The sequence below is a fragment of the Bradyrhizobium algeriense genome, assembly GCF_036924595.1.
Classification (GTDB): domain Bacteria; phylum Pseudomonadota; class Alphaproteobacteria; order Rhizobiales; family Xanthobacteraceae; genus Bradyrhizobium; species Bradyrhizobium algeriense.
In genome coordinates, this window is the sequence record NZ_JAZHRV010000001.1 from 6527292 (window position 1) to 6545422 (window position 18131).

General features: G+C 65.2%; 19 protein-coding genes. 12 read left to right on the top strand and 7 right to left on the bottom strand.

What is annotated here, in order from left to right; all coding sequences use genetic code 11:
* Positions 1–32 precede the first annotated feature (32 nt).
* The 5 genes from V1286_RS31455 to V1286_RS31475 are packed head-to-tail and all read right to left on the bottom strand — an operon-like array spanning position 33 to position 4176.
* Positions 33–818, bottom strand: coding sequence for an enoyl-CoA hydratase/isomerase family protein (locus V1286_RS31455; protein WP_334486358.1), 786 nt, complete (start codon positions 816–818; stop codon positions 33–35).
* Entirely contained in the window at positions 815–1708 is an 894-nt protein-coding gene (locus tag V1286_RS31460; protein WP_334486361.1) for an amidohydrolase family protein, read from the bottom strand. The genes V1286_RS31455 and V1286_RS31460 overlap by 4 nt, the downstream gene beginning before the upstream one ends.
* On the bottom strand, positions 1705–2322 hold the full coding sequence (locus V1286_RS31465; RefSeq protein ID WP_334486364.1) for a carboxymuconolactone decarboxylase family protein: 618 nt from the start codon (positions 2320–2322) through the stop codon (positions 1705–1707). Before V1286_RS31465 ends, V1286_RS31460 begins: the two co-directional genes overlap by 4 nt.
* Positions 2319–3536 carry a CaiB/BaiF CoA transferase family protein gene (locus V1286_RS31470; protein ID WP_334486367.1) on the bottom strand — a complete coding sequence of 406 codons (1218 nt, stop codon included), beginning with the start codon at positions 3534–3536 and terminating at the stop codon, positions 2319–2321. Before V1286_RS31470 ends, V1286_RS31465 begins: the two co-directional genes overlap by 4 nt.
* Positions 3529–4176, bottom strand: a complete 648-nt coding sequence (locus tag V1286_RS31475; RefSeq protein WP_334486370.1) for a glutathione S-transferase family protein — start codon at positions 4174–4176, stop codon at positions 3529–3531. The genes V1286_RS31470 and V1286_RS31475 overlap by 8 nt, the downstream gene beginning before the upstream one ends.
* A 72-nt stretch (positions 4177–4248) precedes the next feature.
* Here V1286_RS31475 and V1286_RS31480 point away from each other — a divergent pair, with 72 nt between their 5' ends.
* The 3 genes from V1286_RS31480 (at position 4249) to V1286_RS31490 (ending at position 6894) form a co-directional block, all read left to right on the top strand.
* Complete coding sequence (locus V1286_RS31480) at positions 4249–4992, top strand: GntR family transcriptional regulator (RefSeq protein WP_334486372.1); 744 nt, start codon at positions 4249–4251, stop codon at positions 4990–4992.
* A 62-nt stretch (positions 4993–5054) separates the two neighbouring features.
* Positions 5055–5867 carry an alpha/beta fold hydrolase gene (locus V1286_RS31485; protein WP_334490031.1) on the top strand — a complete coding sequence of 271 codons (813 nt, stop codon included), beginning with the start codon at positions 5055–5057 and terminating at the stop codon, positions 5865–5867.
* 55 nt (positions 5868–5922) lie between these two features.
* A complete protein-coding gene (locus V1286_RS31490; RefSeq protein ID WP_334486374.1) occupies positions 5923–6894 on the top strand; it encodes a Bug family tripartite tricarboxylate transporter substrate binding protein in 972 nt (323 codons plus the stop codon).
* 49 nt (positions 6895–6943) lie between these two features.
* On the opposite strand, the gene V1286_RS31495 is transcribed toward V1286_RS31490, so the two are convergent.
* Positions 6944–8419 carry a HAMP domain-containing sensor histidine kinase gene (locus V1286_RS31495; protein ID WP_334486377.1) on the bottom strand — a complete coding sequence of 492 codons (1476 nt, stop codon included), beginning with the start codon at positions 8417–8419 and terminating at the stop codon, positions 6944–6946.
* A gap of 431 nt (positions 8420–8850) precedes the next feature.
* Here V1286_RS31495 and rpmH point away from each other — a divergent pair, with 431 nt between their 5' ends.
* The 7 genes from rpmH to V1286_RS31530 all read left to right on the top strand — a co-directional run bounded on the left by rpmH (position 8851) and on the right by V1286_RS31530 (position 14733).
* Positions 8851–8985, top strand: coding sequence for a 50S ribosomal protein L34 (rpmH, locus tag V1286_RS31500; RefSeq protein ID WP_008542748.1), 135 nt, complete (start codon positions 8851–8853; stop codon positions 8983–8985).
* 25 nt (positions 8986–9010) lie between these two features.
* Complete coding sequence (gene rnpA, locus V1286_RS31505) at positions 9011–9355, top strand: ribonuclease P protein component (protein ID WP_334486379.1); 345 nt, start codon at positions 9011–9013, stop codon at positions 9353–9355.
* A gap of 20 nt (positions 9356–9375) precedes the next feature.
* Positions 9376–11253 carry a membrane protein insertase YidC gene (gene yidC, locus V1286_RS31510; protein WP_334486382.1) on the top strand — a complete coding sequence of 626 codons (1878 nt, stop codon included), beginning with the start codon at positions 9376–9378 and terminating at the stop codon, positions 11251–11253.
* A 132-nt stretch (positions 11254–11385) separates the two neighbouring features.
* Entirely contained in the window at positions 11386–12039 is a 654-nt protein-coding gene (yihA, locus tag V1286_RS31515) for a ribosome biogenesis GTP-binding protein YihA/YsxC (protein ID WP_334486384.1), read from the top strand.
* Positions 12036–12416, top strand: a complete 381-nt coding sequence (locus V1286_RS31520; RefSeq protein ID WP_334486385.1) for a DUF423 domain-containing protein — start codon at positions 12036–12038, stop codon at positions 12414–12416. Before yihA ends, V1286_RS31520 begins: the two co-directional genes overlap by 4 nt.
* Before the next feature lie 203 nt (positions 12417–12619).
* Positions 12620–13516 carry an acetylglutamate kinase gene (gene argB, locus V1286_RS31525; RefSeq protein WP_334486388.1) on the top strand — a complete coding sequence of 299 codons (897 nt, stop codon included), beginning with the start codon at positions 12620–12622 and terminating at the stop codon, positions 13514–13516.
* A 230-nt stretch (positions 13517–13746) separates the two neighbouring features.
* The gene (locus V1286_RS31530; protein WP_334486392.1) at positions 13747–14733 is read left to right on the top strand and encodes a DUF1036 domain-containing protein; all 987 of its coding nucleotides are present in this window, start codon (positions 13747–13749) and stop codon (positions 14731–14733) included.
* A gap of 44 nt (positions 14734–14777) precedes the next feature.
* Here the strand turns inward: V1286_RS31530 and V1286_RS31535 are convergent, their stop codons facing one another.
* The gene (locus V1286_RS31535; protein ID WP_334489483.1) at positions 14778–16061 is read right to left on the bottom strand and encodes an IS4 family transposase; all 1284 of its coding nucleotides are present in this window, start codon (positions 16059–16061) and stop codon (positions 14778–14780) included.
* 338 nt (positions 16062–16399) lie between these two features.
* Here V1286_RS31535 and V1286_RS31540 point away from each other — a divergent pair, with 338 nt between their 5' ends.
* Together V1286_RS31540 and dapD are read left to right on the top strand one after the other, a co-directional pair.
* The gene (locus V1286_RS31540; protein WP_334486395.1) at positions 16400–17098 is read left to right on the top strand and encodes a pyrimidine 5'-nucleotidase; all 699 of its coding nucleotides are present in this window, start codon (positions 16400–16402) and stop codon (positions 17096–17098) included.
* Positions 17099–17262: 164 nt separating this feature from the next.
* The gene (dapD, locus tag V1286_RS31545; RefSeq protein WP_334486398.1) at positions 17263–18108 is read left to right on the top strand and encodes a 2,3,4,5-tetrahydropyridine-2,6-dicarboxylate N-succinyltransferase; all 846 of its coding nucleotides are present in this window, start codon (positions 17263–17265) and stop codon (positions 18106–18108) included.
* Positions 18109–18131: the final 23 nt, after the last annotated feature.

Genomic DNA, 18131 nt, shown 5'->3' on the forward strand with positions numbered 1-18131 from the left:
CGCAGCGGGATCCGTAGGCCCCCGCGGGCGCCTCACCGCCCCTTGAACACCGGCTTGCGCTTCTCGCGGAACGCCGCGAGCGCCTCCTTCGTGTCCTCGGTTTCGGCCAGCGCCGCTGTCTGGCTCTGCTCGTAGCGATAGCCGTCGCGCAGCGGCAGTTCCTCGGTCAATCCGAACGAACGCTTGGCCGCGACGACCGCGAGCGGCACCTTCTCCGCGATCGTCTTGCCGATCGCCTGCGCCTCGGCCACGACGCGCTCGCGCGGCACACAGACGGACGCGACGTTCATGCGGTAGAGTTCGGCGCCCGACATGCGCTTGGCCGTATAGATCATCAGGCGCGCATCCGACGGGCTGAACGAGCGCAAGACGTGGCGGACGCCGCCTGCGAGCCCGTAGTCGACCTCGGTCATGGACATGTAGGCTTCCTCGGCGATGACGAGGATGTCGGAGACGAGGGCGAGCACGCAACCGGCGCCGATCGCCGCGCCGTTGACGGCCGCGATCACCGGCTTCGGGCATTCCATCACGCAATCGAACGAGGCACGCACCAGACGGTTGTGACGCGAATAGCCGCCCGGCTCCTGCAGCAGCGCGGGGCGCTCCGACAGATCCGCACCGGCCGAGAAAATCTTGCCGTCGCCTGTCAGCACGATCGCGCGCACGTCGATCTCGGCGCCGAGCACGTCGAAAATCCGGATGATCTCTTCGCGAAACTTGCGATCCTGCGAGTTCACCGGCGGCGCTGTGATCGTCAGCGTCGCGACGTGATCGGTGACGTCGATGCGGAAACGTTCGAGCGTTTCGAGACCTTTCATGGGGTAGTCCTTTCGAAGCCGTAGAGGCTAGCCGGATTGTCGACAAGAATGCGGGTGCGCTGCACCGGATCGGGCACCCAGCGGCGCAGGAGATCGAGCATTTGACCGGCATTCGGCGCCGGGTTCATGCGCACATAGGGCCAGTCAGACCCCCACACGACACGTTCCGGCGCAGCGGCGATCAGGGCGTCGTGGAAGACGCGCGCATCGTTATGCCCGGGTTGTTGCGACACACGGCAAACCGTCAGCTTGGCCCAGACGTCGCTGTCGGCGAGGCGCGCGCGAATGGATCTGAAGGCAGCGGCATTAGGCCCGTACAGCCGGTCAGGACACGCCATGTGGTCCAGCACCAGCGGCACGTTCGACCGCAGCAAATGCGGCAGCCAGTCCGCGAGAACATCCGCCCTGGCCCATAGCTGGGCGTGAAGGCCAACCGCCCGCATGCGCGGCGCCAGCACCCCGATGGCATCGAAGCCGACGCTGCCGGGATAACGGTTCCCATCCGGTGCGCGCATTTCGACGAAGCGGAGCCCGACGATGCCCGCGGCGCGCCAGGCCGCGAGTGTGCCGGTGTCGACGCCGGGATATGCGACCGCAATGCCGCGGAGCGTGTCGGGCGCGTCCGCGATGGCGCTCAGCATTGCATCGGGATGGCTGCCATAGGGCGCCGGCTGAACCAGCACGCCGCGCGTCAGGCGAAGCGTCCGGCGCAGGGCGGCCGCGACCTGCGGCGTCGCGTCGGGAAGCGCGTAGACCGGCCGCGCCGCCGGAGGGAAGCGATCGTGCGGGCCGAACACGTGAAAATGCGCATCGCACGCGCCGGGCGGCAGCGCCCAGCCCGGCACGCTGGCGTTCGGCGCCGGAACGGTCTCGAAGCCGGCCGCCGTCACGACGCGCTCCCGTGGCGACCCGGCAGCAGGGTGACCAGGATCGTCTCGGGCTCCAGACCCGTCGCGCCCTCGGGTAACGGCAATTGGTGCGCATTCAACGTCTGCGCCACCATCGTGTAATAGCCGATCACGGCCGTCAGCTCGACCGCGCCGCGCGCGCCCCAGCGGCGCAATACGGCGTCATACGTGTCTGCCGGCACGCGCCCGGTCTGCTGCAAAGCGCGCGCGAACTCGTAGACCTCGAACTCCGCCGCGTCGTCGAACGCCGGGCTTTCGAGGGCTGCGATGGTATCGACGATCTGCTGCTTCAGGCCCGCCGCTACCGCGGCGCGCGCATGCACCCACCACTCCACCTGCGCTGTCCAACGCCGTCCCGTCACGATGATCGCGAGTTCGTTGAGGCGTGCCGGCAAACAGGTGCGGTAGCGCAGAAACTCGCCGAGCACCGACCATGCCGACGCCAGCTCCGGGCTGTGGATCGCGGCGCGCAACGGACCGATCATCTGCCCGCGCGGACCCGACACGACCGAGTCGTGGAGACGGCGCTGCTCGGCGTTCATGTCTGCGACGTCGAGCAGTGGAATGCGCGGGCGCTGGTCCTCGACGCCGGTCACGATGCGCCTGCCGCGAGCAGCCCGAGTTCGCGCAGCACCTCCTGCGTATGTTGACCGAGCAGGGGCGGCGCCCGGTCGAAGCGCAACGGCGCATCGGCGAGCCTGATCGGGCTCACGACCTGGGGGACGCTGCCGGCGAGCGGATGCGCCAGGTGCCGCAGCATCCCGCGATGTTGCAGTTGGGGATCGGCAAAGACTTGAGGGATGGTGTTGATCGGCGCGGCCGGCACGCCGGCGGCGTCCAGCGCCGCAACGAGCGCGTCCCGCTGCCACGCGGCGAAGGCCCCGGACAACAGCGCCGTCAGGTCGGCATTGGCGCGGACGCGGGCCGCGTTGGTCGCGAAGCGCGGGTCGCGCGCGAGACCAGCGTCGCCGATCACCTCGCACAGCCTTGCGAACTGACCGTCATTGCCGACCGCGAGCACGAAATGTCCGTCGGACGCCGCAAACACGTCCTGCGGCTGGATGTTGGGATGGCGGTTGCCGCCGCGCTGCGGCGTTTTGCCGGAGACTAGATGATTCATCGCCTGGTTGGCGAGGAACGCCGCCGCGACATCGAGCATGGCGAGGTCGATGGTCTCGCCATGCCCCGTCTCGGCGCGTCGTGCGAGTGCCGCAAGAATGGCCACAGTCGCGTACATGCCCGTCATCAGATCGACAACGGGAACGCCGACCTTCTGCGGGCCGCCGCCGGGTTCGCCGTCGCGCTCGCCGGTCACGCTCATCAGGCCGCCCATGGCCTGGATCGCGAAGTCGTATGCGGCGTTCTGGCTCCTCGGACCGTCCTGGCCGAAACCGGTGACCGAACAGTAGACGAGCGACGGCTTCAGCCCGCGCAACGACGCCGCATCGAGACCGTACTTCGCGAGAGCGCCGACCTTGAAATTCTCGATCACGACATCGCATCGCTGCGCCATGGCGCGGATCAATTGCTGGCCCTCGGCGGTCGCGATGTCGACGGCAACCGATCGCTTGCCGCGATTGACCGAGAGGAAATAGCCGCTTTCACCGGTGGCGCTGCCCTCCCGGCCCTTAAGAAACGGCGGCCCCCAGGCGCGCGTATCGTCGCCTGCGCCCGGCCGCTCGATCTTGATGACGTCGGCGCCGAGGTCGGCGAGAATCTGCGTCGCCCAGGGCGCCGCCATGATGCGCCCGAGGTCGAGCACGCGGATGTGCGTCAATGGACCCGTGCGTGGTTGCGCCGCCTCAGCCATCGACGATTTCCGTCGCCCGGGCCGACGGGCGCGCCGCGAACGTGGCCTGCCACGCCGCCAGCCGGGGCCGGCCCTCGCGCCACGCGAGATCGGCAAAGCGGAAGTCCAGATAGGAGAGCGCGCAGCCGACCGCGATGTGCCCGATTCCGAACGGTTCGCTCTCCAGTGCGGCTGCCTCCGCCTCCAGGCGGTCGAGCGTGGCGGCGGCCTTGACGGCGAAGGCGTCGAGCCACTCGTGCGTCTGCCGGCCGGCCGGCTTGTCGCGCTCGTTGCGCCAGAGCACGAGCAGGTCGAGCAGGCCGTCGGCGAGGGCCTGGCGGCTCAGCACCAGCCAGCGCTGCCGACCCGCCGGCGCGATCAACTGGCCGCCTCCGGCGAGGCTGTCGAGATATTCGACGATGACCGCCGAATCGACCAGGACCGTGCCGTCCCCGAGAACCAGCGCCGGGATCTTGCTCAACGGATTGTCCAGCATGATCGCCGCGTTGGGCTTGCTCATCGCCGCGACGCTACGCACGCATTCGATTTTTTCGGCGAGGCCAAGTTCGTGCGCGGCGACCATCACCTTTCGCACGAATGGCGACCGTGGAGACCAATGCAGTTTCATGCTTTCGCCCGTCGAGAATGCAGGCCGCTTCAAGGGCCTTCCTTTCGCGGTAAAGGTCATATATACGGACTTTTGTCAATTCGAACTGCCAGCCGGGGGAAAGCCGTGGCGAGCCTGACCGACGCCGGAGTACCTTTGAGCCGTAGCGCCGTGGCGCGCTACATCCAGCTCGCGACCCTGTTCCGCAGCCGCATCATGTCCGGCCAGTGGGCCGCCGGCGCGCAGATCCCGACCATCGAAGCGCTGATGGCCGAATGCGGCGTCGCGCGTGCAACAATCCGCCAGGCGCTCGGCCTGCTCGAGGACGAAGGCCTCGTCTCGCGCTATCGCGCCAAGGGCACGTTCGTCACGAACAAGGCCCGGGCGCATGTCTGGCTCGACGTGACGACCGACCTCCGCGGCATGTTGAACACGCGCGACGGCGCGACGATCGAGGTGCTCGAGGATGCGCTGGTTCCTGCGCCCGAGCGATGGCCGCACGATATCGGCACGATATCGCGGACCTACCGGCGGCTGCGGCGCCGCCACTCCCGCGACGGGCGGGCGTTCCTTATCGCCGAGGTCTATATCGACGCAGGCCTGGCGAGCCGCCTGCCGAAGCGCGCCGTCACCACGCTGACCGCGATGCGCCTCGCCGCGAGCATTCCCGGCGTGCAGATCGAAAGCGCACGTCAGACCATGACGATCGGCAGTTCGGATCTGGAAGTCTCGGAACTGCTCGGATTGCCGCTGAATGCGCCGATCTGTTTTGTCGATCGCTCGGCGGTGGATCAGCGGGGACGGCTGGTGCTGGTGTCGAAGGGCATCTACCGCGGCGACGTCGTGCGCGTCGACATGGACGTCAAGTAACCGGCATGGGCCCGATAGGTTATAACTATGTACTTATGCGTAGCATGGTCGCTTTGGCCGCGATGGGGCCGGTAATGGCTGGCCCGGCGGCGTCCGCCGAGGTGACGCGCAGCCGCGAAATCGTGCGCTATGACAACATCGAAATCGATCTCATCGCCGAAGGGCGCGGGCCGCTGATCGTCATGCTGCCGTCGCGCGGCCGCGACTCCGAGGACTTCGACGATGTCGCGTCCCGGCTTGCACCGGCCGGCTATCGCGCCCTCCGGCCGCAGCCGCGGGGCGCCGGCCGGAGTACGGGCCCGCTCGAAGGCATCCGGATGCAGGATCTCGCCCGCGATGTCGCGCATGTCATCGCCCGCGAGAACGCAGGCCCGGCCGTGATCGCCGGTCATGCCTACGGCAACTGGGTTGCGCGCATGACCGCCACCGACCATCCCGCGCTCGTGCGCGGCATCGTTCTCATGGCGGCCGCCGCCAGAACGTTCCCGGACGAACTGCGCGCCGTCGTGCAGCAATCCGCCGATGCGAGCCTGCCGGACGAGCAGCGCCTCACGGCCTTGCGCAAGGGCTTCTTCCTTCCGGCCCATGACGCCTCTGTGTGGCTCCGCGGCTGGGCACCGGCGGCGAACAAGGCGCAGGGCGTGGCTGCATCCGCGACGAAACAGGCCGAATACTGGCAGGCCGGCACGGTGCCGATGCTCGATCTGGTTCCCGACCGCGATCCGTTCAAGCCGAAGGAGAAGTGGAACGAAAGCCGCGCGGAGTTCGGCGAGCGCGTGTCCGTCGTCGTGATTCCGAACGCCAGCCACGCGCTGATCCCGGAGCAGCCGGGCGCCGTCGTCGACGCCATCGTGGCATGGATCGCGAAGCTGTAACGCACCAAACAATGAAACGAGGTGCAGCAAGCGCCTCGCACATGGGAGGAAAGTAATGATGCGAAGTCTTGTTCGCGGGATGATCGTGGCCGCGCTTCTGGTCGGGCCGCAAATGGCACAGGCGCAGTCCTATCCCAACAAGCCGATCAAGCTGGTCGTACCGTTTCCGGCCGGAGGTCCGGCCGACACGATCGCGCGTGTGCTGACGGAGAAGATGGCGCCTCTGCTGGGCCAGCCGATCATCATCGAAAGCCGTGCCGGCGCCGGCGGCGTGACGGGAATAGCCGCGGTCGCGAAAGCGGAGCCCGACGGCTACACCATCGGCCTTTCAAGCGCCGGCCCGCTCGCGATCACGCCGGTGCTTTCCGAGACGATGCCGTACGACGTGCACAAGGACTTGAAGCTCCTGACGCAGGTCGTCGAGGTTCCCGAATTGCTTGTTGTCGCCGACAACGTCCCGGCGAAGACATTCGGCGAACTGATCGCGCTCGCCAAGTCGAAACCGGGCAAGCTCAATTTCGCCTCGACCGGCGTCGGCGGCGTGCCGCACATGGCAGGCGAATTGCTCAAGGTGTCGGCGAGCGTCGACATCGAGCACGTGCCGTATCGCGGCGCCGCACCCGCCGTGAACGACCTGCTCGGCGGTCACGTCAACATGATGTTCGCCGACATTCCCGTGCTGCTCGGCAACGTCACGGCCGGCAAACTCCGTGCGCTCGCCATCGGCAGCGCCCGGCGTGCCCCGAGCGCGCCAGATGTGCCGACGACGGCCGAGCTCGGCATGCCGCAAGTGCTCGCCAACAACTGGTATGGGCTGGTGGCGCCGAGCGGCATTCCAGCCGACGTCGCCGCCAAAATCTATTCAGCGGCTACCGAGGCGTTGAACTCGGCCGAGGTCAAGGACAAGCTCGCCCTTCAGGGCGCAACCACGGTCGGCAGCACGGGCGCAGAGTTTGCGGCACATGTGAAGGCCGAGATGGAGAAGTGGGCGCAGGTCGGCAAGGCGGCAGGCGTCAAGCTGCAGTGATTTGCATGAAGCCGGGCCTGCGAGCCGGAATAATGACCTGGCGCCTGAGTTACGCCCGCGCCCGCTCGTTGCGGATGCTCTGCAGTTCCACCGGGCGGTCGGGGATCGAGATCCGGAAGGTGGCGCCGATGGTGCCCTCAACCAGGTGGATGTCGCCGCCATGGGCGCGCACCAGTTCGGCGGCGATTGCAAGCCCCAGCCCGCTGCCGCCGAGGCGGCCGGAGGTCTGGAACGCCTCGAACAAATGCTCGCGCGCCTTCGCCGGCACACCGGGGCCGGTGTCGGACACCTCGATGATCGCGACCGAGCCTTCGCGGCGGCCGGTGATGCGGATCTGCAAGGTCGCGGCATCGCCCTTGGCGCTTTCCAGCGCCTGGGCGGCATTGCGCACCAGGTTGAGCAGCACGCGAAACAGCTGGTCGGGATCGGCGTCGATCGAAAGCGAGCGCTCGATCGCGCTGATCCAGGTAATCGAGGCATCGGCGGCGAGGCCGGCGGATTCGCGCACTTCGGTCACCACGGGTTCAACCTGGATCATGCGGCGGTCGGGCTCGGCCTCCTGCGCGCGGCCGTAAGAAAGGGTCGACTGGCAGAAGTCGATGGCGCGCTCCAGCGAGCGCATCAGTTTCGGCGCAAATCGCTGCACGCGCGGATCCGGCACGCTGGCCAATTGATCCGACAGCAATTGTGAGGACGCGAGAAGATTGCGCAGATCGTGGTTGATCTTCGACACCGCAAGGCCGAGCGCGGCGAGCCGGCTCTTCTGCGAGAGCATCGAGACCAGATCGCGCTGCATGTCGGACAGTTCGCGTTCCGCCACGCCGATCTCGTCGCCGCGCTGGCTCGGCACGATGATGCGCGCAGCACTTTCCGGATTTTCGTGGAAGCCGACCAGATTTGCAGTCAGCCGCCGCATCGGGCGGACGAACAGATAATGCAGCGCGAGATAGACCAGTCCCGCGGCGAGCATCGCGATCCCCAGCGAGACCAGCAGCAGATTGCGGGAAAACCGGTACATCGCCTGCCGCAACGGCTTTTCATCGACCACGACCTCGATGAATTGCGCGCCGCCGGGCGCAGGCCCCACCACGCGAATCGTCTGGTTGCCTCGCTCCAGCATCGTCTCGAAGGATTCGACGATCGCGGACCACACCGTCAGGGTCCGCATGTCGATGTCGCGGTCGATCGCCGGCGGCAGATCGGCGCTGGCGAGCATCCGGCGCTGCTGCCCCATCTTGATGGCAACCGCGCGTGCCCCGACGCTGGTCAGGATCTGACGCGCCAGCGAATCCGGCACCATCCCCAAGGGGGCCGCATCCAGCACCAAGGCGGCCGTGTTGGCCGCCGCGAGGCGGTCGTTCAGCCGGTTGGTCCAGAAATTTGCGATCGAAGGCACGTAGATCATCAAGAGCGCGATCATCACGAGCGGGATGGTCAGCAGCAAAAGCTTGCCGGACAAGCCGAGCCGACGCGGGCCCGTGCACCGCGGGGCTTGAGGGATCGGCTGGTCGTCGGTCGCTGACACGAATATCCGCCTTGATATCTATGTGATTGGAGCCCCATGTTTGGAGCCCTGCCGGACACAGGACCGGCGCTGGTCTTGACCCGTACACTGATTCCGAGGATGCGTTCTGCGCCCCTGACCGGTCAAATTACCGATCGCTAATGTCCGCGAGTTCCGATGGTCGGGGCGCGCCGCCTTCTCGCCCACAAAAACCCCGCGAAAACAGATATATTCGCCCCAATTGCGACGTTTCAAAGAACTGACGCTGCAGCAACCCCCGACATTGACGAAAACAGGTCGCTCCCGTATAAGCCGCGCCAACTGTCCGCGATGGCCCGGTTCCACCGGGGGCGGCTCGTTTGGGCCGTAAATGGCCCCTTTTCGGGCTGGCCCGCATCACCGGACGCATCTCAATCCAACAGGCAAATTGCCCGGTCAGCGGAGAAATACCCGTGAAGCGGACTTATCAACCCAGCAAACTGGTGCGCAAGCGCCGTCACGGCTTCCGCGCCCGTCTCGCCACCGCCGGCGGTCGCAAGGTTCTCGCCGCCCGTCGTGCGCGCGGCCGCAAGCGTCTGAGCGCCTGAGCCGGATCTTCCGGAGATTTCATTCATGGATCGGCTGAGGCAGCGGGCGGACTTTCTCGCCGTTGCCAATGGCACGCGGGCGAACAGCGCTGCCTTCGTCGTGCAGGGCCGCTCCCGCGACGATGACGGCCCGATCCGGATCGGTTTCACCGTTACCAAAAAGAACGGTACTGCCACCGAGCGCAATCGCATCCGGCGCCGGCTTCGCGAACTCGTGAAGCGGCTGGACGTCATATCCATGCGACCACACCATGATTATGTGCTGGTAGGCCGCCGGGCCGCGCTCACCCGCGACTTCTCAACCATGCTCGACGATCTCCGCTCGGCGCTGCATCGCCTCGACCGGCAGCCGACCAAACTTCCGAATTGAATGGCGAGACCTCAAAAACGATGACCGACAATCGCAACACCATCCTCGCCGTCATTCTGTCCGGCCTCGTGCTGATCGCCTGGCAGTATTTCTACAACATGCCGCAGATGGAGCGGCAGCGCGCGCAAACCCAGACCCAGGCCGAGCTCAACAAGCCGGCGCCGCAGACGGCACCGGGATCGACCACGCCACAACCGGGCTCGGCGCCATCCGCCACCACGCCGGCCGGCCAGCCGGGCGCGCCCGCGCCCGTCGTCAGCCGCGACGCCGCGATCGCCGCCTCGCCCCGCATCAAGATCGAGACGCCGCGCCTTTCGGGCAGCATCGCGCTGAAGGGCGCGCGCGTCGACGACCTGTCGCTGGAGAAATTCCGCGATACCGTCGATCCGAAGTCGCCCGCGATCGTGCTGTTCTCGCCTTCGAACACGGCTCATCCCTATTATGCCGAGTTCGGCTGGGTCGCGGCCTCGGGCTCGACGGCGCGGCTTCCCGACCGTGAGACGGTGTGGCAGCAGGAGGGCTCCGGCAGCCTGACGCCCGGCACCCCGGTGACGCTGAAATGGGACAATGGCGAAGGCCTCACCTTCCGCCGCACCATTGCGATCGACGACCGCTATCTCTTCACCATCAAGGACGACGTCACCAACGTCGGCGCTGCGCCGGTCACGCTCTATCCGTTCGCCCTCATCTCCCGCCACGGCACGCCTGAGGTCTCGGGCTACTACATCCTGCATGAAGGCCTGATCGGCTATCTCGGTGACAAGGGCCTGCAGGAGCACGGCTACAAGGCCGTCGCCGAGGCGCCTGTTCTGGGCAGCGGCGGAAGGGGTTTTGAGTTCAATGTCACGAATGGCTGGCTCGGCATCACCGACAAGTATTGGGCTGCGGCGCTGTTGCCCGACACGACGGCACGCCTCAAGGCCCGCTTCCTCGCCGAACCCGGCGCCAAGGTTCGCTATCAGACCGATTACCTGCAGGATCCGCAGACCATTGCGATCGGCGGCACCGGCAGCGCCAATGCGCGGCTGTTTGCGGGGGCCAAGGAAGCCGGCGTCGTCGGCATCAACTTCCCGCTGGCCGGCCACGGCGGCTACAACAAGCAGCTCGATCTGAACCATTTCGATCTCTTGATCGACTGGGGCTGGTTCTACTTCATCACCAAGCCGATGTTCCTGGCGCTCGACTATTTCTTCCACCTGGTCGGCAATTTCGGCGTCTCGATCCTGCTGGTGACGGTGCTGGTGAAGCTGCTGTTCTTCCCGCTCGCCAACAAATCCTATGCCTCGATGGCGAAGATGAAGTCGGTGCAGCCGCAACTGGCCGCGCTGAAGGAGCGCTATCCGGACGACCGCCAGAAGCAGCAGCAGGAGATGATGGAGATCTACCGCAAGGAGAAGATCAACCCGATCGCCGGCTGTCTTCCCGTCGCCCTGCAGATCCCGGTGTTCTTCTCGCTCTACAAGGTGCTGTTCGTCACCATCGAAATGCGCCACGCCCCGTTCTACGGCTGGATCAAGGACCTCTCGGCCCCCGATCCGACCAACCTGTTCAACCTGTTCGGTTTGCTGCCCTTCGATCCGACGCATATACCGGTGATCGGATTTTATCTCGCGCTCGGCGTCTGGCCGATCATCATGGGCATCACGATGTGGTTCCAGATGAAGCTGAACCCGACGCCGCCGGATCCGACCCAGAAGATGATCTTCGACTGGATGCCGCTGATCTTCACCTTCATGCTGGCGGGCTTCCCGGCGGGTCTGGTGATCTACTGGGCCTGGAATAACCTGCTCTCGGTCCTGCAGCAGAGCTACATCATGCGCAAGAACGGCGTGAAGGTGGAGCTGTTCGACAACATCAAGGCGACGTTCGCGCCCAAGAAGGCCGTCGAGAAGACGTGATAATCGCGTTTGCGCGCAATGCACTCCGTCATTGCGAGCGAAGCGAAGCAATCCATACCTCATCACGGGGATAGATGGATTGCTTCGTCGCTACGCTCCTCGCAATGACGGCGTGAAACCGAGAACCTTCGCATGAACGCTGACATCGATGCGAAGCTGATCGAAGAGGGCCGAAAACTCTTCGCCGGCGACTGGAAGTTCGTCTGGGCCTCGCCCTCGATCGAGACCCTGCCGCCGATGGCGGGCGTGGAAGTGGCGTTCGCCGGCCGCTCCAATGTCGGCAAATCGAGCCTGATCAATGCGCTTACCGGCCGCAACGCGTTGGCGCGCACCTCGCATACGCCGGGCCGCACCCAGGAACTGATCTTCTTCGACGGTCCCGACAGCGCAGGACTGCGGCTGGTCGACATGCCCGGCTATGGCTACGCCTCGGCGCCCAAGACGCAGGTCGCGTCATGGACCAAGCTGATCCATCAATTCCTGCAGGGACGCGCCACGCTGGCGCGGGTCTATGTGCTGATCGACGCGCGCCACGGCATCAAGGATGTCGACCAGGACGTGCTCAAGACGCTGGATAAATCCGCCGTGAGCTATCAGGTGGTGCTGACCAAGGCGGATCAGGTGAAGGCGACTGAGCTGGAGAAGAACATCGAGCAAGCCACGGCGGCGCTCGCCAAGCATCCGGCGGCGTTTCCGGAAGTATTGGTAACGTCCTCGCGCTCCGGCGCCGGAATGCCGGAATTGCGCGCCGCGATGGTGCGCCTATTGCACGAGCGCGCCCGATGAACCGCACGGCCCGCATCCTGATCGTGCTCGCCGCTATCATGGGCGCCGATGGCGTCATGCTGGCAGCCGCCTCCGCCCATGGCGCGGACGCGTCGCGGCTGGCTTCCGCCTCGTCGATGCTACTGTTTCATGCCAGCGCGGTATTAGGTGCCGTCGCGCTGGCCGAGCGCGGGGTTGTCCATGGCCGCATCGGGATCGTGGCCGCGTTCGGCTTCGTGCTAGCGGCAAGCCTGTTCGCCGGCGACCTGACGCTGCGGCATTATGCCGGGCATGGCCTGTTTCCGATGGCCGCGCCGACCGGCGGGACGCTGTTGATTGTGAGCTGGCTGGCGCTGGCTGTCGCGTCGGCCTGGCCGAAGCGGGGTAAAATTCCGTAGCCCGGATGGAGCGAAGCGCAATCCGGGAAAACTGCATCATTGGACGGGACTGCCCCGGATTTCGCGGAGCCTGTCATCGGGCGCGCATTCGCGCGACCCGTTGGCTCCATCCGGGCTACGGCCTTTGCGATCCCCCACTTTGCGCCCTGCCCGCCAATCGGATAGAACCCGCCCCGACATCTGGAATGGCGAGACCCCGCTTCATGACATCAGCGCCGAATATCAGCCCACTCGATCAGGCCCGCATCCTGTCGGAAGCGCTGCCGCATATGCAGCAATATGACGAGGAAACCATCGTCATTAAATATGGCGGCCATGCCATGGGCGCTGAAGAAACCGCCAAGGCGTTCGCGCGCGACATCGTGCTTTTGGAGCAGACCGCGATCAATCCGGTGGTGGTGCATGGCGGCGGGCCGCAGATCGCGACTATGCTCAAGCGGCTCGGCATCCAGTCGGAATTCGCCGCCGGGCTTCGCATCACCGATGCCGCCACCATCGAGATCGTCGAGATGGTGCTGGCGGGCTCGGTCAACAAGCAGCTGGTCGGCTACATCAACGAAGCCGGCGGCAAGGCCGTGGGCTTAAGCGGCAAGGACGGCAATATGGTGAAGGCGTCGAAGACGTCGCGCACCATGGTCGATCCGGATTCCAACATCGAAAAGGCGATCGATCTCGGCTTTGTCGGCGACCCAGACAAGGTCGATCTCACGCTGCTGAATCAATTGATCGGCTATGAGCTGATCCCGGTGCTGGCGCCGCTCGCGACCTCGCATGACGGCCAGACGCTCAACGTCAACGCCGACACGTTTGCCGGCGCGGTGGCGGGCGCGCTGAAGGCGAAGCGGCTGCTGCTCCTGACCGACGTTCCCGGCGTGCTCGACAAGTCGAAGAAGCTGATTCCGGAGCTGTCGGTGAAGGACGCGCGAAAACTGATCGCCGACGGCACGATTTCCGGCGGCATGATCCCGAAGGTCGAGACCTGCATCTACGCGCTGGAACAGGGCGTGCAGGGCGTCGTCATCATCGACGGCAAGACGCAGCATGCGGTGCTGCTCGAATTGTTCACCAACCAGGGCACCGGCACGCTGATCCACAAGTGATGCACGAGCGGCAAAAGATGGTCGTCATGGCCGGGCATAGTCGTCCGAAGGACGGCGTCGCTTCCGCTAGCCTGCGCCCGGCCATCCACGCCTTTGCCGGCCGTGCGAAGAACGTGGATGCCCGGGAGCGCCGGCAAGTTTACGCAGTCTGCGCAAGGCAGACGGCTATGCCCGGGCATGACGAGCGGAGAACGAAGCCACAGCTTCGATCCGTCCTCACTCGCCTCCTCATGTCCCTGCCGGCCGCGGCGATCTCGCTGTTCGCTTCCTCGCTGCCCGCCTTCGCCGACCTGAAACTCTGCAACCGCATGAGCTATGTGGTCGAGGCGGCGATCGGCATCGACGACAAGTCGGCGACCGCGACGCGGGGCTGGTTCCGGATCGATCCCGCCGCCTGCCGCGTGGTGCTGCAGGGCGCGCTGACCGCCGACCGCATTCTTCTGAATGCGCGCGCGCTCGGCGTCTACGGCGCTTCGCCGATCCCGCAGAACGGCAGCGACACGCTGTGCATTGCGCCGGAAAATTTCGTCATCGCCGCCGCCCGCCAGTGCCGCGGCAACCAGACGCCTGCGCCTTTCACGCAGATCACGCCGACGCGGACCGATGACGGCAACCTCGTCGCCTATCTCGCCGAGGACTCCGAATATGACGACGAGCAGGCGCGGCTCGCCGGCATCCAGCGGTTGCTGGTCATCGCCGGCTATGACGCCGCCCCGATCGACGGCGTCGACGGGCCGAAGACGCAAGGCGCGCTCTCGGCGTTCCTGAAGAGCCGCGGGCTTGCCGCTGATACCGTGCAGTCGCAAAATTTCTTCACCACCATGATCGACGCCGTGCAGAAGCCTTCCTCCACCGGGCTGACCTGGTGCAACGATACGCCGCACAAGATCATGGCGGCGGTCGCCACCGACGATGGCAAGGCTCTGACCAGTCGCGGCTGGTACCGCATCGATCCCGGCAAGTGCCTGCATCCCGATGTGACCGGCCAGCCCAAACAGGTCTACAGCTTTGCCGAAGCCGTCGACGGCGAAAACCGCGCAGTCAAATACAGGGACAAGCCGTTGAACTGGGGCGGAGCGAAAGAGCTCTGCACGCGCGAGAGCAAGTTCGAGATTTCAGAGCAGGGCGATTGCGGCACCCGCGGCCTCGCGCCGATCGGCTTTGCGCCGGTGGATATGTCGAGCGGCGGCAAGACGCTGCGATTTGCGATGCCGTGATGAGTCACAATTCTATCGTCGTCCCTGCGAACGCACTAGCGTTTCTACACATTTTCGATGGCTCTGGCAGCGACGATGATTTGGAAGCGAGCCATTCCGTTGTGAAATGTGATTGGTCCGGGTGGCCGATGCGAGGCGTAGCCGGTCCATCCGCCGAGCTTGGCGATGATCCATGCCGCCCACTGAAGCGTGTGGGGGCGATGCGGGTTCTTCTGAAGCTCGGTCCTGCCTTTCATGGTTTTGTTGATGGCGGCAAGTGCTTCGATTTCTTCGGGGGTGAAGGCGCATTTGACCGACAATTGTTCGCCACCATTGCGGGCCTGAACGAGTTGAATGACGATACATGCCGCTTTAGTAGCGATCGTCACGAGCTTGATCAGGGCCTCGGCGCTTTCGAGCTGACTGTCCTCGATTCGCAAGCCCTGGTTCTTCAACGAGCGAAAGAGCTGTTCGATGATCCAGCGCTGCTTGTACCAGGAGACGATCCGCCAAGCATCGGCCGCATTGGCGATCGAATGAGTGGTCAAGAGCAGCCAATGAACGGGCTCAGCCCCCTTCGGGGGGTGCAACTCGACGACTTCCACGAAGCTGACTTTGACGCCTTCAGGCAGTTCCTTCACGCCGGGTCGCGCCGGCCGCTTAAGCACGACGGTTCCAAAGCGCAGCGAGAGATGGGCTTGGCGACCGTGGCGATCCATCCGCTGCGGCAGATCGATCACCGCCTTGTCGCAGAAGCGAACTCGCTCCACCGCTTGATAAAGGGTTCCGCCGTCGGCCAGCGCATGATCATGCATAGCCCGCGTCAGCAGGTGGACGTTGTCGCCGGGCGTCAGCGCCCAGTGCGCAAAGAACTCCCCTTCACGGTCATTGATGACGGTGATCATGCGCGCCGCAGCCAGAACCTCGCAGCCCTGCTCAGCCGTCGTAACCCAGCGCGCCGACTCCTTGTTGGCCAACTCCCGCTCGTCGTGAGGGGTCTTAACTTTGCCCCTGCGCGTCCACACCTTGCCGCCGGTGAGACCGAGACAGGCCCCGCTGTCGGCATCGACCGCTATCATGGCATGCAGCAACACGCCGCGGGCATTGCCTTTGCCGACTTTGCCCAGTCCACGCCGACATCCCTGCCGCGTCTGAAACTTGACCTCGCTGGTGTCCTGGATCGCCAGCACATGACGCCCGCCGACCACGGTCGCCGTCTGCCTGCTCCAGCCTTCAATCAGTCGATCGGTCGTGACTTGCGGATTGTTCACGAACCGCCAGTACGCCATGTACGCGGCCCAGTCACCCTGCGCCATCCGGCGCAAGCAGACACTGCGCGTGCAAAGCATAGCCTGCACAAACGCCGCCCCCTTTTATCGAGGCGAACGTCGCCAAACTCACCCAGTGACAAATCCGGCTCGTGCTCCATCTCCGACGCTCCTTCGAATCAAAGCGTCAGAAACAGAATCATACAAACCGCAAACGCGGGATAACATCATGACCCACCGAGTCAATCTGTCGCGCCAGACGTGTAGAAACCCTAGTGCGAACGCAGGGACCCATAACCACCGAACTGAGTTTTGGCTACGATGTCACCCAGGACCAAAGGCAACACGCACCGTGCACACCAATAACCGCCGCGGCGTATGGGTCCCTGCGTCCGCAGGGACGACGGGATGAGGGAGCAATGAAAACCAACTCGCCCCGCCCCTTCACGCACATCGACACCTGGGTGTTCGATCTCGACAACACGCTGTACCCGCATCACGTCAATCTGTGGCAGCAGGTCGACGCGAGGATCGGCGAGTTCATCAGCGCGTTCTTGAAAATCTCCGCGGAAGAAGCCCGCGTGATCCAGAAGGATTATTACCGCCGCTACGGCACCAGCATGCGCGGCATGATGACCGAGCACGGCGTGCACGCCGACGATTATCTGGCCTATGTGCACAAGATCGATCATTCGCCACTGGAGCCTAACCCCGCGATGGGGGCTGCGATCGCAAAACTTCCCGGCCGCAAGCTGATCCTGACCAACGGTTCGACCGACCATGCCGGCGCGGTGCTGGAACGACTCGGCATAACAGAACATTTCGAGGCGGTGTTCGACATCATCGCCGCCGAACTGGAGCCGAAACCGGCGCCGCAGACCTACGACAAGTTCCTGCGCGTCCACGGCGTTGATCCCCTGAAATCGGCGATGTTCGAAGATCTCGCCCGCAACCTCGTGGTGCCGCACCAGCTCGGCATGACCACGGTGCTTGTCGTGCCCGACGGCGCCAAGGAAGTGGTGCGCGAGGATTGGGAGCTGGAAGGCCGGGATGCGGCCTATGTCGATCATGTCACGGATGATCTGACCGGGTTTTTGGAGAAGTTGAGCGCTGCGTAGCCGGGATGGAGCGCAGCGAAATCCGGGGACGGTCTCGCAAATGGTGAACAATCCCGGATTGCGCTTCGCTCCATTCGGGCTACGACGCTCTTCCCGCCTTGACTCTCCCCTCCCAAATCCCGAAAAAGCCCGTCAACTTCGCCCGAAAGCCTGAGGAAATCCCGATGTCCCTGTCCGCGCTCGAATCCACCGTCAACGCCGCCTTCGATGCCCGCGACGGCATTTCGACGTCGACCAAGGGCGAAGTTCGCGAGGCTGTAGATCACGCGCTCGAACTGCTCGACAAGGGCGAGGCGCGCGCCGCCGAGCGCGAGGACAGCGGCAAGTGGAAGGTCAATCAGTGGCTGAAGAAGGCGGTGCTGCTGTCGTTCCGCCTCAACGACATGAGCGCTATACCCGGCGGCCCGGGCAAGGCCTCGTGGTGGGACAAGGTGCCCTCGAAGTTCGAGGGTTGGGGCGAGAACCGTTTTCGCGATGCAGGCTTCCGCGCCGTCCCCGGCGCGATCGTGCGCCGTTCGGCGTTCATCGCCCGCAACGTCGTGCTGATGCCGTCCTTCGTCAATCTCGGCGCCTATGTCGATGAGGCGACCATGATCGACACCTGGTCCACCGTCGGAAGCTGCGCGCAGATCGGCAAGCGCGTGCATATTTCCGGCGGCGTCGGCATCGGCGGCGTGCTGGAGCCGCTGCAGGCCGAGCCCGTGATCGTCGAGGACGACTGCTTCATCGGCGCGCGCAGCGAAGTGGCGGAAGGCGTGATCGTGCGCAAGGGCGCGGTGCTGGCGATGGGCGTGTTCCTCGGCGCTTCCACCAAGATCGTCGACCGCGACACCGGCGAGACCTTCATCGGCGAGGTCCCGGAATATGCCGTGGTGGTTCCCGGCGCGCTGCCCGGCAGGCCCCTGAAGAACGGCCAGCCCGGTCCCTCGACAGCCTGCGCCGTCATCGTCAAGCGGGTCGACGAGCGCACCCGCGCCAAGACCAGCATCAACGAACTGCTGCGCGACTGATCGAACCGGGGACTTTCCCGTGC